The following is a 12,708-nucleotide window of genomic DNA, read 5'->3' as shown; positions in this document are numbered from 1 at the left end:
ACGATTTAGCTTTTCGATGAGGGGCAATGACCGAGAAGATTCAGCTCACCAACAAGGTTGAGGCAATCAACTGGAACCGTATCCAGGACGACAAGGACGTAGAGGTCTGGAACCGTCTCGTCAATAACTTCTGGCTGCCGGAGAAGGTGCCGCTGTCCAACGACATCCAGTCGTGGGGAACCCTGACCGAAGACGAGAAGCTGCTGACCATGCGCGTCTTCACCGGTCTGACCCTGCTTGATACCTTGCAGGGCACCGTTGGCGCTGTTTCGCTGATTCCAGATGCGATCACCCCACACGAAGAAGCCGTGTACACCAACATTGCCTTCATGGAATCGGTACACGCAAAGAGCTACTCCTCGATCTTCTCGACCTTGGCATCGACCAAGGAAATCGACGAAGCCTTCCGCTGGTCCACTGAAAATGTGAACCTGCAGAAGAAGGCTCAGATCATTGAGAGCTACTACCACGGCGAAGATCCACTGAAGCGCAAGATTGCTTCGACCCTGCTCGAATCGTTCTTGTTCTACTCGGGCTTCTACCTGCCAATGCACTGGTCCTCGCATGCGAAGCTGACCAACACTGCAGACCTGATCCGCCTGATCATCCGCGACGAAGCTGTTCACGGTTACTACATCGGATACAAGTTCCAGAAGGGTCTGGAAAACGAGACCGAGGAGCGCAAGCAGGAGCTGAAGGACTACACCTTCGAGCTGATGTATGAACTGTACGAAAATGAAGTCCAGTACACCCACGATCTCTATGATCCGGTAGGCCTGTCCGAGGACGTCAAGAAGTTCTTGCACTACAACGCCAACAAGGCGCTGATGAACCTGGGCTATGAGGCAATGTTCCCGTCGACCGTGACCGATGTGTCGCCAGCGATTTTGGCTGCGTTGAGCCCGAACGCTGATGAGAACCACGACTTCTTCTCCGGTTCCGGTTCGTCGTACGTGATCGGCAAGGCAGTGAACACCGAAGACGAAGACTGGGATTTCTAATCTAGAAAATCTTCAGCCTAATTGGTGATGGCCAGCAGGCCTGGACTCATGCAGAGTCCGGGCCTGCTGGCATTTAAACAGTTCCGAACTTGACGTATCCGGCTGGGCTAACGGTACGTCAGCGGTGTACCGAGCAAGAACTTGGGGCTCCTGTGGTGTTGGAACCGCCAATAGTTATCACGTGCGAACCCGGTGCGTGGACAAATGTCCCGTTTCCGCGGTGAGCAGCGGTTATGAAATCTGGAACTCGTTCTCGCAGTATCCCCATTGAGGCAAGGACAACCGCCAGATCGCGGGGAATTATGGCTTGGGCGGAAGCAACCTGGCCCGCAACCGCAGATGAACGCGAACTGGCGAGATTTCGCAGGTATCGTGAGCAATGAGGTTTGACTAGCATCCACGCGAGTCCAGCCTCTTACGGCAAAAACTCCTTCGGGCACAAAAGCAGAAGAGAGCGACCTCAGCACGGCGGCCGAATAATCAGATCGCTGCATCATTATGGTTCTCTGCCAAAGCAAGAATGGGGGTCCAAATGCCTAGCTTGTCAGGCAAACTGGAGCGATTGAAACACCAATTATCGGGGCTTGGCGAGGTCTTTATTGTGCCTCCTGCTGAAGATGGATACGTATTCTTGCGGTATGCGGACTCCCAAGAGCTATATGCATTCGACTGCACTTTCGAAGAAGTGCTCAATCACGCGGTTCAATCTGGTGGCGAAGAGTTCTGGCCTCAACTGGAACCATTTGAAGCTCAAGTGGCGCTCTTCGCGGTGCACGTCATGGAAACGATCGAGACTGCGCCGGACAAGGCACGTATTTTGAGCTTTGGAGGCAGTGGTCTTGAGGCAGCGAAAGGTAAGCTGCCTGCGGCAGCGATTCGTGAAAACGAGTAACTTGAGTAGGCGTAATAGCAATCTCGGTATGCTTCCACAGAAGCATGCGTCGCCGTTGCCCTATTCGGAAGGACCGATCTCACATACGGGTCCGAAATTTTGCGCCTTCGCCGACGGCTCAGCCAAACTGGGGTCTGAAGACCGCGAGATGGACTCCAATCCGGAGCCGCAGAGGTGTTCGCTGTTGATGTGAACCGTGAACTTAAAGTGGGACTGTCTGCTGACCCGGCAGAGCGATACGCCAGTATTATTCGAGCGTCGACAGATGCGGATCCGCAATCAAGGTGAGTTACCTAGCCCATTGAATTGGAAATTCATGGGGATGCGACCACTCCGGCTATAGCCCAGCTTCGGTGGGTCCATAGTTATGCACAGCGGCGCAATCAACGCTCGGAGATAAATAGTAGATACTTAGACAGTACAGGTAGCTATAAATGCGGGGGAGTCAATGTGCAGATCGAATCCACTTCGGATGAACAGCGTTCATTGGACGACCAGCAGATTCAGCGGATTCGACGCAAGTCGATTTCCGTCCTCGCTGCGGGACAAATTCTTGGAGGTCTAGGCGGTGGCGCAACCCTGACTTTGGGGTCGCTGCTGATCGTAAGCATTTCCGGACTCGATGCATTGGCTGGCATGGCCGCGACCATGAATACTTTAGGTGCTGCCATCATGGCGTTGCCTTTGGCATTGCTTGCCCAGAAGTTCGGCCGGCGTATTTCGCTGTCGACCGGCGCATTGCTGGCAGCCAGCGGTGTTGTCGTCATCATTGCCGCAGCTTTTCTGAGATACTGGCCATTGCTGCTGCTTGGAATGCTGGTTCTGGGAACAGGTTCGGCAATGAACCTCCAATCTCGATTCGCCGCCACCGACTTGTCCACCACGGCTACACGAGGCCGTGACCTTTCCCTGGTTGTGTGGTCAACAACTGCGGGTGCAGTCATCGGCCCGAATTTATTTGAACCTGGAGAAGAGCTAGCGCAGTTCATTAGCCTTCCACCGTTTACCGGTGGCTTTCTTATTGCGATGTGCGCCCAGCTGGTAGGGGTTCTTGTTTATTGGCTGGGCTTGCGTCCCGATCCGTTGCAGATCGCACAGCGTCAGGCGGCTGCCCAAGCGAGTGAGGTTCAGCTTCGCCGCCGCGGCTGGAGCATCCTAAGAAACACTTCTGCTGCCAGGCGTGCCGTGCTTACCGTCGCCTTGACTCATCTTTATATGGTGTCCATGATGTCGATGACTCCAATTCACATGCAGCATCAAGGGGCAAGCCTCACGCTCATCGGGATCACCATTTCGGTCCATGTTGCGGGGATGTATGCGCTCTCACCAGTCTTTGGCTGGCTCACAGATATGCTAGGTCCACGAACGGTCATCTTTACCGGGCAGGCGTTGCTAGTTACCGCAAGCATCTTGGTATGGAGCAATGCAGAGAACCATACCGTGACAACTTTGGCGTTGCTTAGCCTAGGCCTCGGTTGGTCGGCGTCGACGGTTGCAGGCGCAACGATGATTACTGGATCAGTTGGCCTTGCCGAACGTCCGAAGTTGCAGGGCACGTCGGACCTCTGCATGAATCTGGCTGGTGTGCTTGGCGGTCTCACCGCTGGCCCAATTTTGGCAGCTGTAGGGTTCCGCGGACTGGCCGTGGTGCTGTTGATTTTCGCGATGTTCATGATCGCTGTGAATATGAAGTCTAATAGCGCTGGAACTGTTCACGAGTAGGCTGCAAATCCAATTCGGTAATAGGCATTTTCAAATGCAGGAGAGCATATTCATGGCAGGCAGAAGGCGGTCAATCAAAGTTGGGGGAGGGCCGGCTGGAATGGCCGCCGGTTTAATGCTTGCTCGCAGCGGTGTGCCAGTAGCGGTTTATGGCAAGCACGGTGAGTTCCTCAGGGACTTTCGCGGTGGCACCATCTGTCCGTCAACTTTGTACGTGCTCGATGAACTGGGACTGGTGGGCGAATTCGAAGAATCGGGTTCAGCAAAGTTACCCAGGCAAGTAGTCCGGTCTCCAACGGATCGCCGGTAACCGTTCCTAACCTGTCGCGAATGCAGCTCCCTTGTCGATTCATTGCCGTGGCGCCACAGTGGAGTTTCCGCAATCTACTAGCCCGTGCAGTTGATAGTCGAATTCCGAGCTGAATTCCGGCTGCCGATGCCGATAGCTGCTGCTTTCCGCTTGCCCCGAAGCAGACGGAACTGCCAGGTAGATTGCTTGGCGTTGGGGTTCTTCGGGAACGTCCTCCGGTCGAAGCCTGCAGCTAAGAACCGGTTAAAAGCAACAAAGGTGCAGTTCCAACCTTGCGGGGAACTACACCTTTGAAGAAAGTCTCTTAGCGAGCCTGGATGTTGGTTGCCTGTGGGCCCTTTGGACCAGCTTCCAGGGTGTACTCAACAGTCTGGCCCTCTTCGAGGCTACGGAAACCGAAGCTCTGGATTGCGCTGTAGTGTGCGAAGACGTCAGCCGATCCATCCGAAGGAGCGATGAAGCCGAAGCCCTTTTCAGCGTTGAACCATTTCACGGTGCCAGTGGCCATAGTGTTATATCCTTATTTATTGATTGGCCACGATGTGGCCTGGTTGCCGATCCGAAGTTCCGAATCGGAAAATTTAGGGGTTACCTCGCGCAGAGCTGCCGAGAACGATTCGCCTGCCGTCGATACGGAGAATCGAATACTGATTTTGCCGGTATCGGCCAAAACGGGGGTCGCTGCACTTGCTTAAACATCGTCGGATTCCAGGCTGCTAACGGGTAATGACCCCACGCTAGCGGAGTAGAACAAGGAATCCACAGAAAAGTGACGTACGGAGTCGTCGAGATGTTTTATCTGCAGTGAAGAAGAGAAGATGAAGAATTCGTTTCGATAGGAGCTCATTCGATCTGAAGATCGATGAACCGATTTGTAAAGCACAGACGATTTGTTGGCTGTGCTACAAATCCTACTGCTAACAATTACTGGCGGGGACTCACACCTGCAACCGTTGAGGTAACAAATCAAGCGTACCATTGATCGCTGGTCCGTGGGGCGTGATGCGTGATACTTGGGCGTTTTGGCAATGCAAATCGTTGCATCGACATTCGTTATTTGCTTGTTGACTAGTGTTTTAGTAAATATTATTTTTCCGGAAAATTGATGCGGGCTATTTTCATGCTCACCCTGCGGCCCTGGCTCTACCCCGTTTGGGCCGGTGCCCGAAGGGGTAGAGCCAGCAGTTACGGATTCGCTTGCGCCTGGACCTTAGCTAGCTGATGTCCGAGCAGATCCGCATTTATGGCTGCTCCGGCGATCGTTCCGGCTGCGGCTGCTGCCATGACCATCGCACCTAGGTTGCTGGCATTCCCTGCCGCATAAACCCCTGGCAGGGCTGTGGCACCCATTTCATTGACCTGGATGAAGGTGCCAAGCGGGTGCTCGGCAAGCTGTCCGCCGAGCTTCAGATAGAGCGAGGCTTGTGCGTTCATTCGGCTTGCTACGACCAGAGCTTGAGCGCTGATCTTCTGGCCGTCTGCCAGTGTGACTGAATCCAGAGTCCCTTGGGTATCGAAATCGATTGCTTTCACTGGCTGCTCAACCACCGGTATTCCCAATGCGGCAAGTGTCGCGCGATTTTCATCATTCAATGCATCCGGGGTGTGGTTGACGAAGGTGATCTTCGAGCTGAGCTGGCTGAACATCATTGCTTGGTGCGTGCTCATGGGGCCGATTCCGAGTACCAGGATCTCCTGGTCACGCACTTCCCAGCCGTGGCAGTATGCGCAATGGATCGCGGTATCACCCCATGCTTGGGCCAGCCCCGGAATCGACGGCAAATCATCAATGAGGCCCGTTGCCAGCACGATTCTTTCGGCACTAAAGGTATTCCCTGCAGCAGAGACGCTGAATCCGGTGTCCAGCGAACCGGTGAGGTTCTCCACCCCGCCTTCGATGATCCGCGCACCATAGCCAATCGCTTCCTGCCGTCCGCGGGCCAGGAGGTCCAGCGGGTTGATGCCCTCGTTTCCCAGAACGTTGTGGGCATGCTGCGCTGCCGCGTTTCGCGGATTTCCCTCGTCGATGACCAGGACGGTACGCCGTGAGCGGCCCAATGTGACTGCGGCCGCGAGCCCGGCACTGCCGCCGCCGATAATGATCGCTTCGAAATGTTCCATGATTCCTCTCCCTGCTATTTGTGATGTTGTGTCCACGGTATCGACGTTTTGCGCTGTGGGGTGTACCGTTTTGCGCATGACGCAAGAATTTGAAGTTGACCAAGTCATCCGCCAGCGCATAAGAACGTTGCGGCAGAACCTAGGCTGGTCGTTGGAATCGTTGGCGAGCAAGGCTTCCCTGAGCGTTTCCACGCTCAGCAGGATTGAAACGGGAGGCCGGCGTATTGCCCTTGACCAGCTGGTTCCAATAGCCAAGGCACTGAATACCAGCTTGGATGAGCTCGTATCGACCTCTGAAGCCGAGATTATTATCCGCCCGGAGCCGATTTCGATGCCCGGGATAACCATGTGGAAGCTGTCCACCGATGACGCAGTTAACGGGGTGAATGTGTCGAAAATGCGTTTCGACCCTTCGCAGGCGCCTGCTCCCACCGAGCTGCGTATTCATCCGGGCAAGGAATGGTTCACAGTGCTCCTCGGAGAAATCCAGCTAAAGCTAGGAGATCGCACCTATCACGTGAAGGCGGGGCAATCTGCGCAGTTCGACACAATGACTCCTCATGCCCTGTGGGCGGTCAATGGCATTGCCGAGGTGCTCGGAATCATGGATCATGCAGGCCAACGAGCCCATGAGCACGACACAGCCAGCTAGTTTAGTGATTTCAATTACTCTTGGATAACCTGAGGGCAGAGTATTGAACACTGCGAGGCCAGGAGGGCAACGATGACGCACCAGCTCAACGAGGAGCTTGAACAGGTCCTAGCTGATGGCAATTTCTATTTCGAAGCACTCGGTGAAGGTCGCTATCGATCGTCGTGGCATTCCCAAGGTGCGTGGAATCCCCAGGAGCAGCACATGGGTCCTGCCTCTGGAATCTTGGCCTACGCCTTGGAAAATTTCCAGCCTCGTGAAGACATGCGCATCGCACGGATCAGCTATGAGATCCATGGCCTTATTCACGCCGGAGAATTCGAGATCTCAACGCGAATGGTCCGTCCCGGCCGGACGATCGAATTGATCGAGGCCGAAATGACGGCCAAGGGCCGCACCAGCATCGTTGCGCGCGCATGGCGGGTGATTACGGGTGACACCAGTGCTGTTGCAGGGGTTGAAGACAAGGAAATCCCAGGCCCAGAGGCCTGCGCGGTGCGCGAAATCAGTGAGCAGTGGCCCGGCGGCTACATCAAATCCATCGAGATGCGCGCCAATGATGAGCTGCGGCCGGGTCGAGGTTTTGCGTGGCTGCGTACTCCTCATGACCTCGTCGACACAGGAGACGCCACAGCGTTGTCCAGCTTGGTGGGAATGATCGACACGGCAAACGGTGTGGTGCCGCGCGTGGATCCGGGGGAAGGAACCTGGATCTACCCGAACGTGGATCTGCAGATCCACATGTACCGCAAGCCCGAGGGCAAGTGGCTGGGCCTGGATGTCCAGCAGAGCTTCGGCACTGACGGCATCGGCCTGACCTCAACGGTATTGCACGATGAAGCAGGCCCTTTCGGCCGTGCTGAACAGATCCTGACGGTCCGTTCGCGCTAGCTCGATGCGCCGGTTGAAAGCTTGGCCAGCAGCTTCTTGAGCTCAGGCTTGGACTTCAGCGTGAACTGGCGCTGGCGGTACTTTTCCCGGTCTGCACCGTGGGCCCGGAAAAGTGCATAGCCGCGCTTGACCAAGAACAGGACCGGTTTCCGGCGCTGTGCTACATCGCGCACGAACCGTCGAAGAGCAGTTACCAATGCCGGTTCGTCCACGTAATACGCTTGGACGTTAATGCCCTTGGCGCGCAGCGGCTCAAGAATTTCGTAGAGGAAGATGCCTTCGGCGACAATCGGCCCGTCTGCGCAAGCGATTTCACGATGCCCGTTGTAGCTCGAGGTCGTGATCGAGTAGTTAGGGACCCGAGTGGTACCAAGGTAGAGCAAATCATCGATAGCCTGCAGTGCGGCTTCCTGATTCCAGGTAGCCGAATTGTCCCAATCGATTTCGCCGTAACCGGTACGGGGGAAATCAACGGGATTCCCGTCTTCGCTGATCTGGCGGTAGAACTCGTCCAGCGGCAGGTGGGGTCGGCCGAATTTCGACGCGAGATAGGACTTGCCGGAGCCGGACGGTCCGCCGATCAGGATGACAGGGGTAGAAGAATTTGGCACGCCTTTTATTATGGCCCAGAAACCTCGGCCATCGGCAATCGGATGCTGTGACATCTGCTCCGCCTGGAGCGAATTGCTGAATTAGACTCAGATTTATGAGTTTGTGGAACCCCCAGTCAGATGCGCCGTTATCTGTGGAAATCGAAAATCCTAGCGGAGACCCGGCTGTTGACCTAGAACGTGGAGTGCAACTGCTGCGCAGCGTCCAATCTGGCGAAAGCGGCGCGCTGCTACGGCTCTATCGTCCGGACCCGACCCTGGCCTTCGGCCAGCGCGATGTGCGGCTAGAGGGCTATGAGGCGGCTCGTGACGTAGCGCAGCAGCAAGGCTTTGCTCCCTTGGTGCGCAAAGCTGGAGGCCGGGCCGCCGCGTATCACCGGGGTACATTGATCGTTGATCATATTGAGCCCGAAGCCGAGGCGGTGATGCGCCAGCAGAATCGCTTCGAGGTCTTCGCGAGGGTGTATGCCAACGCTTTCCAGCGCCTTGGCGTGAATGCGCAAGTCGGGCCAATCCCGGGGGAGTATTGCCCGGGAGATCATTCGGTGCATGGCCTCCCTGATGGGAAATCGCCGCGCAACTATCCAGTGAAGCTGGTAGGCACAGCTCAGCGTGTGGTTTCCGGGGCATGGCTGTTCTCTTCGGTCTTTGTTGTCGAGGATTCCGCGCCGTTGCGGCAAGTCCTCGATGGGGTCTACCAAGCAATGGGCATTCCAATGGATCCCACGACGGTAGGCGCGGCTAATGATCTGCTCGCCGCTGTCACCACCGAAGCATTTATTTCAGCGCTGCTCGACGAATATGGCGAGCACGCCACGCTGCAAGGCATCTAGCACAGCTTAAAAAAGAATCGGCACCCGATACGGGTGCCGATTTTGGTTCGCGGCCGGATCTAGGCGCCGACTCGCTCAACAACCTCGTCAATGCGCGGGTTGGTGGCTGCGGTGCCGTCCGGGAAGATCAGGGTTGGCACGGTTTGGTTGCCGTTGTTGAACGCCTCGACGATCTCTGCGGTGCCTTCGACTTCTTCGATATTCACCTCGGTGTATGCGACACCCTTCTGGTCCATCAGGCGCTTGAGGTTGCGGCAGTAGCCGCACCAGCTGGTGGTGAACATGGTGACTCCGCCGGCAGCGGGAACGTACTGGTCAAGCTTCAATTCGTTGCTCATACATGGTGTAACGGCAATGATGTTTACTTTGTTCCCGGAGGGGTAGAAAAAGTTCGCTGGATTCTTTTGCTCCGCTCGCTAGACTGGGGAGCAGATTTTCCTTGATGCCGGTTCTAAGGGGTAGGCGATGTGCGGACGATATGTGATGGCCAAAGCCATCGGCGATCTGGTGGCAGAGGCCGAGGCGGAAGCGGACGCCAATCTGGAACTGCGCCAGTCCTGGAACATTGCTCCGACTACCGACGTGCCGGTTGTGCTCGAGCGGCTGATCGACGATGAGCTGCACCGCCAGATCCATGTAGCACGGTGGGGGCTGGTGCCAGGATGGGCCAAGGAGCTCGCGGTCGGGGTGCGCGCCTTCAATGCGCGCAGCGAGACGGCCAGCACCAAGCCGACCTTCCGTTCGGCGGTGAAGAAGCGCCGTGCCGTCGTCCCAGTGGAAGGGTATTACGAATGGAAAAAGGAAGGCAGCAAAAAGCGCCCCTTCTACGTGCATCGCGAGGATGGAAAGCTGATCTTCTTCGCCGGCCTCTACGAATGGTGGAAGGACCAGGACGGGTCCTGGATTCTTTCCACCTCGATCATGACCATGGATTCACCTTCGGCGGAAGAGCCTGGGGTGCTCGGCGAACTTGCGGGCCTGCATGATCGCCTGCCCATTCCGTTGGGCAAGGAGATGATGGGCCGGTGGATGAACCCTGCCGAGGAAGACGGTGAAGGGCTGATCGAGCAGATTCGCGCCGAAGCTTTCGATGTGGCTTCCCAATGGACTATGCATGAGGTCGATACCGCTGTTGGCAATGTGCGCAATAATTCGCCGGAGCTGATTGCGGCGCACAGCAACTCGCTGTTTTAGCCGCGGATGGCTGAGCCGCTGGGCTTGGACCCGAGCCGGAACCCCAGGTAGCTGCTGGCCAGCAGGGTTCCTGCCACAAGTCCCAGCTCGCCCATGACGTGGGCTGCGCTGTCAGGAACGAATGCTGCTTCGCTCAGCGGGGCATAGGCGAACCAGCCGAAGGTTCGAACCTGGTTGTAGTCCCATAGCAGTGCTCCGATGCCACCTGCTGCCAACAGCAGCCCGGCGATCAGGAACCAGGCCTTGAACCGAGCGAGCTGGCGAAGCGATAAGCCGCCGGCAATCCCCAGCGCGCCAACGCCGAGCAAAGCCAGCACCCAACCGAGAACTTCGGCGGGACCCGGGCCAAAGTAGATTTCAGAGTCTTCGACCAGCGGTACATAGGATCCAGAGTAGAAAACTACTTCTTGTTGACTGTCCCACCACAGCACGACGATGCCGACGATGATGAATACTGCTGCGCCCAGGAATAAGGCAGTGGCGGACTTGTAGCGTTTATCTGAAGGCATGTATTTAATCTTGCCATCACCAGATGTTTTGCGCATCAACTTTAAACACGAGCGGCAGCCGGCTCTAAAGGCCTGCTGCCGCTCGATGCGTGGTGCTTAGTGACCGCGCTTGATCCATTCATCCAGGTTCGGCGCTTCTGCACCGATGGAGGTGGCATCGCCGTGGCCGGTATTGACCACGGTTTCAGCTGGCAGGACCAGCAGCTTGGTGCGGATCGACTCGACGATCGTCTCGAAGCTGGAGTAGCTGCGACCGGTAGCACCCGGGCCGCCGTTGAACAGGGTGTCGCCGCTGAACAGTACACCGAGGTCTTCAGCGTAGAAGCAGGTTGAGCCCGGAGAGTGCCCCGGGGTGTGCAGGGCGGTCAGCGTGGTGCCGGCGATGGTGAATGAATCGCCTTCGCTGATTTCTGCGTCCACATCGCGCTCGGGGTAGACAGCTTCCCAGAGCATGCGGTCTTCCGGGTTCAAGAACAGCGGTGCATCCACGGCGTCGGCGAATTCGCCAGCCGCGCGGATGTGGTCATCGTGCCCGTGGGTAAGCAGCACGGCCATGACTTCTCGATCGCCCACAGCTTCGCGGATCTTGGCTACATCATGTGCCGGGTCGATGACCATCACCTCGGAATCATCGCCGACGATCCAGACGTTGTTATCGACATCCCACGTCCCGCCATCCAGGGAGAAGGTGCCGGAAGTGACGACGTTCTCGATGCGGGCGGCCACTAGAGCTCCACCACCGAACGAAGCACGGTGCCTTCATGCATCTTGGTGAACGCGTCTTCGATTTCATCGATCGTGATGCGTTCGGTGACAAAGGCATCCAGATCCAGGCGGCCGAGCTTGTACTGCTCGACGAGCATCGGGAAGTCGTGGCTCGGCAGGCAGTCGCCGTACCACGAGCTCTTCAGCGAGCCGCCGCGGCCGAAGACATCGAGCAGCGGCAGCTCGAGCTTCATCTCCGGAGTTGGCACGCCTACCAATACGACGCGGCCAGCAAGATCGCGGGCGTAGAAGGCCTGCTTGTAGGTTTCCGGGCGGCCCACCGCGTCGATGACGACGTCGGCGCCGAAGCCGCCGGTCAGCGCCTGGATGGCTTCCACGGCGTCGACCTTGGAGGAATCCACGGTGTGGGTGGCGCCGAACTTCTTGGCGCCTTCCAGCTTGTCCGGGTTCACGTCCACCGCGATGATGGTTGTTGCGCCGGCCAGCTGCGCGCCGGCGATGGCAGCAGCGCCCACGCCACCGCAACCGATCACTGCGACGGACTCGCCGCGCTTGATCTCGCCGGTATTGATCGCTGCCCCGATGCCGGCCATGACACCGCAACCGAGCAGGCCTACTGCGGCCGGGTCGGCTTCTTCATCCACGATGGTGCACTGGCCGGAGTGGACCAGGGTCTTTTCGGCGAAGGACCCGATGCCCAGCGCTGGGGAAAGCTCGGTGCCATCTTCCAGGGTCATCTTCTGGGTGGCATTGAAGGTGTTGAAGCAGTACTTCGGCTCGCCCTTGGCGCAAGCGCGGCACTGGCCGCAGACTGCACGCCAGTTCAGGATCACGCGGTCGCCGACCTTGACGTTGGTGACGTTCTCGCCGATCTGGCTGACTACTGCGGTGGACTCGTGGCCCAGCAGGTACGGGTACTCGTCGCCAATTCCGCCGAGCTTGTAGTGCAGGTCGGTGTGGCAGACACCGGTGGTGAGCACATCGACAACTACTTCTCCGGGACCCGGATCCGGAACGATGATGTCTACGACCTCTACGGGTGCGTCCTTGACGCGGGAAATAACGGCTTTGACCTTATGGGACATGGGATTTAGCTCCTGGAACGATTGGCTAGTGCTCTCTCGATGCTATCGGTGTCTCAGGTGCTAATCGAGCATTCGAGACACAATGACGCAGGCAGTTTCGCGCAGAGCCAATTTGTGCAGGTTGATCACGGGTTGCCCCCGGAATGGATGTGACGGGGCAG

At 57.2% G+C, this 12,708-nt stretch carries 15 protein-coding genes; 8 read left to right on the top strand and 7 right to left on the bottom strand.

Features of this window, described 5'->3' with window-relative positions:
- Window positions 1-26 precede the first annotated feature (26 nt).
- The 4 genes from nrdF (at window position 27) to ACIP6G_RS06440 (ending at window position 3,925) form a co-directional block, all read left to right on the top strand.
- Window positions 27-1,001 carry a class 1b ribonucleoside-diphosphate reductase subunit beta gene (nrdF, locus tag ACIP6G_RS06455; protein WP_105658533.1) on the top strand — a complete coding sequence of 325 codons (975 nt, stop codon included), beginning with the start codon at window positions 27-29 and terminating at the stop codon, window positions 999-1,001.
- A gap of 532 nt (window positions 1,002-1,533) precedes the next feature.
- Window positions 1,534-1,893, top strand: coding sequence for a hypothetical protein (locus ACIP6G_RS06450; RefSeq protein WP_133833298.1), 360 nt, complete (start codon window positions 1,534-1,536; stop codon window positions 1,891-1,893).
- Between the two features lie 450 nt (window positions 1,894-2,343).
- Window positions 2,344-3,615 (top strand): MFS transporter, encoded by a 1,272-nt coding sequence (locus ACIP6G_RS06445; protein WP_400289280.1) that lies wholly within the window; start codon window positions 2,344-2,346, stop codon window positions 3,613-3,615.
- A gap of 34 nt (window positions 3,616-3,649) precedes the next feature.
- A complete protein-coding gene (locus ACIP6G_RS06440; protein WP_400289278.1) occupies window positions 3,650-3,925 on the top strand; it encodes an FAD-dependent monooxygenase in 276 nt (91 codons plus the stop codon).
- A 304-nt stretch (window positions 3,926-4,229) separates the two neighbouring features.
- Here the strand turns inward: ACIP6G_RS06440 and ACIP6G_RS06435 are convergent, their stop codons facing one another.
- Both ACIP6G_RS06435 and ACIP6G_RS06430 read right to left on the bottom strand, forming a co-directional pair.
- A complete protein-coding gene (locus ACIP6G_RS06435) occupies window positions 4,230-4,433 on the bottom strand; it encodes a cold-shock protein (protein WP_013349123.1) in 204 nt (67 codons plus the stop codon).
- A gap of 677 nt (window positions 4,434-5,110) precedes the next feature.
- Window positions 5,111-6,046: an NAD(P)/FAD-dependent oxidoreductase gene (locus ACIP6G_RS06430; protein WP_400289275.1), complete on the bottom strand. Its 936-nt coding sequence runs from the start codon at window positions 6,044-6,046 to the stop codon at window positions 5,111-5,113.
- 76 nt (window positions 6,047-6,122) lie between these two features.
- Between ACIP6G_RS06430 and ACIP6G_RS06425 the strand changes: the two genes are divergently transcribed.
- Window positions 6,123-6,698, top strand: a complete 576-nt coding sequence (locus ACIP6G_RS06425; RefSeq protein ID WP_332595150.1) for a helix-turn-helix domain-containing protein — start codon at window positions 6,123-6,125, stop codon at window positions 6,696-6,698.
- A 72-nt stretch (window positions 6,699-6,770) separates the two neighbouring features.
- Window positions 6,771-7,589 carry a thioesterase family protein gene (locus ACIP6G_RS06420; protein WP_105658249.1) on the top strand — a complete coding sequence of 273 codons (819 nt, stop codon included), beginning with the start codon at window positions 6,771-6,773 and terminating at the stop codon, window positions 7,587-7,589.
- On the opposite strand, the gene ACIP6G_RS06415 is transcribed toward ACIP6G_RS06420, so the two are convergent.
- Entirely contained in the window at window positions 7,586-8,200 is a 615-nt protein-coding gene (locus tag ACIP6G_RS06415; RefSeq protein WP_400289273.1) for a uridine kinase, read from the bottom strand. The two genes, ACIP6G_RS06420 and ACIP6G_RS06415, sit on opposite strands and share 4 nt — an antisense overlap.
- Window positions 8,201-8,295: 95 nt before the next feature.
- Here ACIP6G_RS06415 and ACIP6G_RS06410 point away from each other — a divergent pair, with 95 nt between their 5' ends.
- Window positions 8,296-9,033 carry a biotin/lipoate A/B protein ligase family protein gene (locus ACIP6G_RS06410; RefSeq protein ID WP_400289271.1) on the top strand — a complete coding sequence of 246 codons (738 nt, stop codon included), beginning with the start codon at window positions 8,296-8,298 and terminating at the stop codon, window positions 9,031-9,033.
- A gap of 59 nt (window positions 9,034-9,092) precedes the next feature.
- Here the strand turns inward: ACIP6G_RS06410 and ACIP6G_RS06405 are convergent, their stop codons facing one another.
- Window positions 9,093-9,371, bottom strand: a complete 279-nt coding sequence (locus ACIP6G_RS06405) for a glutaredoxin domain-containing protein (RefSeq protein WP_105658252.1) — start codon at window positions 9,369-9,371, stop codon at window positions 9,093-9,095.
- A gap of 127 nt (window positions 9,372-9,498) precedes the next feature.
- On the opposite strand from ACIP6G_RS06405, the gene ACIP6G_RS06400 reads away from it, so the two are divergent.
- Window positions 9,499-10,227, top strand: a complete 729-nt coding sequence (locus ACIP6G_RS06400) for an SOS response-associated peptidase (RefSeq protein ID WP_105658253.1) — start codon at window positions 9,499-9,501, stop codon at window positions 10,225-10,227.
- Here ACIP6G_RS06400 and ACIP6G_RS06395 read toward each other — a convergent pair.
- The 3 genes from ACIP6G_RS06395 to ACIP6G_RS06385 all read right to left on the bottom strand — a co-directional run bounded on the left by ACIP6G_RS06395 (window position 10,224) and on the right by ACIP6G_RS06385 (window position 12,547).
- Window positions 10,224-10,736 (bottom strand): hypothetical protein, encoded by a 513-nt coding sequence (locus ACIP6G_RS06395; RefSeq protein ID WP_332727676.1) that lies wholly within the window; start codon window positions 10,734-10,736, stop codon window positions 10,224-10,226. The genes ACIP6G_RS06400 and ACIP6G_RS06395 overlap by 4 nt on opposite strands.
- Before the next feature lie 96 nt (window positions 10,737-10,832).
- On the bottom strand, window positions 10,833-11,462 hold the full coding sequence (locus tag ACIP6G_RS06390; protein WP_105658255.1) for an MBL fold metallo-hydrolase: 630 nt from the start codon (window positions 11,460-11,462) through the stop codon (window positions 10,833-10,835).
- Complete coding sequence (locus ACIP6G_RS06385) at window positions 11,462-12,547, bottom strand: S-(hydroxymethyl)mycothiol dehydrogenase (protein ID WP_105658256.1); 1,086 nt, start codon at window positions 12,545-12,547, stop codon at window positions 11,462-11,464. Before ACIP6G_RS06385 ends, ACIP6G_RS06390 begins: the two co-directional genes overlap by 1 nt.
- Between the last annotated feature and the right edge of the window lie 161 nt (window positions 12,548-12,708).

It is taken from the genome of Glutamicibacter sp. NPDC088483 (assembly GCF_044753145.1).
Taxonomy (GTDB): domain Bacteria; phylum Actinomycetota; class Actinomycetes; order Actinomycetales; family Micrococcaceae; genus Glutamicibacter.
This window is presented reverse-complemented; position numbering and strand designations above follow the sequence as displayed.

What these genes read in the sequence shown, in the direction of transcription:
- nrdF (WP_105658533.1), top strand. Translation starts at nt 27, where the DNA reads ATGACCGAGAAGATTCAGCTCACCAACAAGGTTGAGGCAATCAACTGG.
- ACIP6G_RS06450 (WP_133833298.1), top strand. Translation starts at nt 1,534, where the DNA reads ATGCCTAGCTTGTCAGGCAAACTGGAGCGATTGAAACACCAATTATCG.
- ACIP6G_RS06440 (WP_400289278.1), top strand. Translation starts at nt 3,650, where the DNA reads ATGCAGGAGAGCATATTCATGGCAGGCAGAAGGCGGTCAATCAAAGTT.
- ACIP6G_RS06435 (WP_013349123.1), bottom strand. Translation starts at nt 4,433, where the DNA reads ATGGCCACTGGCACCGTGAAATGGTTCAACGCTGAAAAGGGCTTCGGC.
- ACIP6G_RS06430 (WP_400289275.1), bottom strand. Translation starts at nt 6,046, where the DNA reads ATGGAACATTTCGAAGCGATCATTATCGGCGGCGGCAGTGCCGGGCTC.
- ACIP6G_RS06425 (WP_332595150.1), top strand. Translation starts at nt 6,123, where the DNA reads ATGACGCAAGAATTTGAAGTTGACCAAGTCATCCGCCAGCGCATAAGA.
- ACIP6G_RS06420 (WP_105658249.1), top strand. Translation starts at nt 6,771, where the DNA reads ATGACGCACCAGCTCAACGAGGAGCTTGAACAGGTCCTAGCTGATGGC.
- ACIP6G_RS06410 (WP_400289271.1), top strand. Translation starts at nt 8,296, where the DNA reads ATGAGTTTGTGGAACCCCCAGTCAGATGCGCCGTTATCTGTGGAAATC.
- ACIP6G_RS06405 (WP_105658252.1), bottom strand. Translation starts at nt 9,371, where the DNA reads ATGAGCAACGAATTGAAGCTTGACCAGTACGTTCCCGCTGCCGGCGGA.
- ACIP6G_RS06400 (WP_105658253.1), top strand. Translation starts at nt 9,499, where the DNA reads ATGTGCGGACGATATGTGATGGCCAAAGCCATCGGCGATCTGGTGGCA.
- ACIP6G_RS06395 (WP_332727676.1), bottom strand. Translation starts at nt 10,736, where the DNA reads ATGCCTTCAGATAAACGCTACAAGTCCGCCACTGCCTTATTCCTGGGC.
- ACIP6G_RS06385 (WP_105658256.1), bottom strand. Translation starts at nt 12,547, where the DNA reads ATGTCCCATAAGGTCAAAGCCGTTATTTCCCGCGTCAAGGACGCACCC.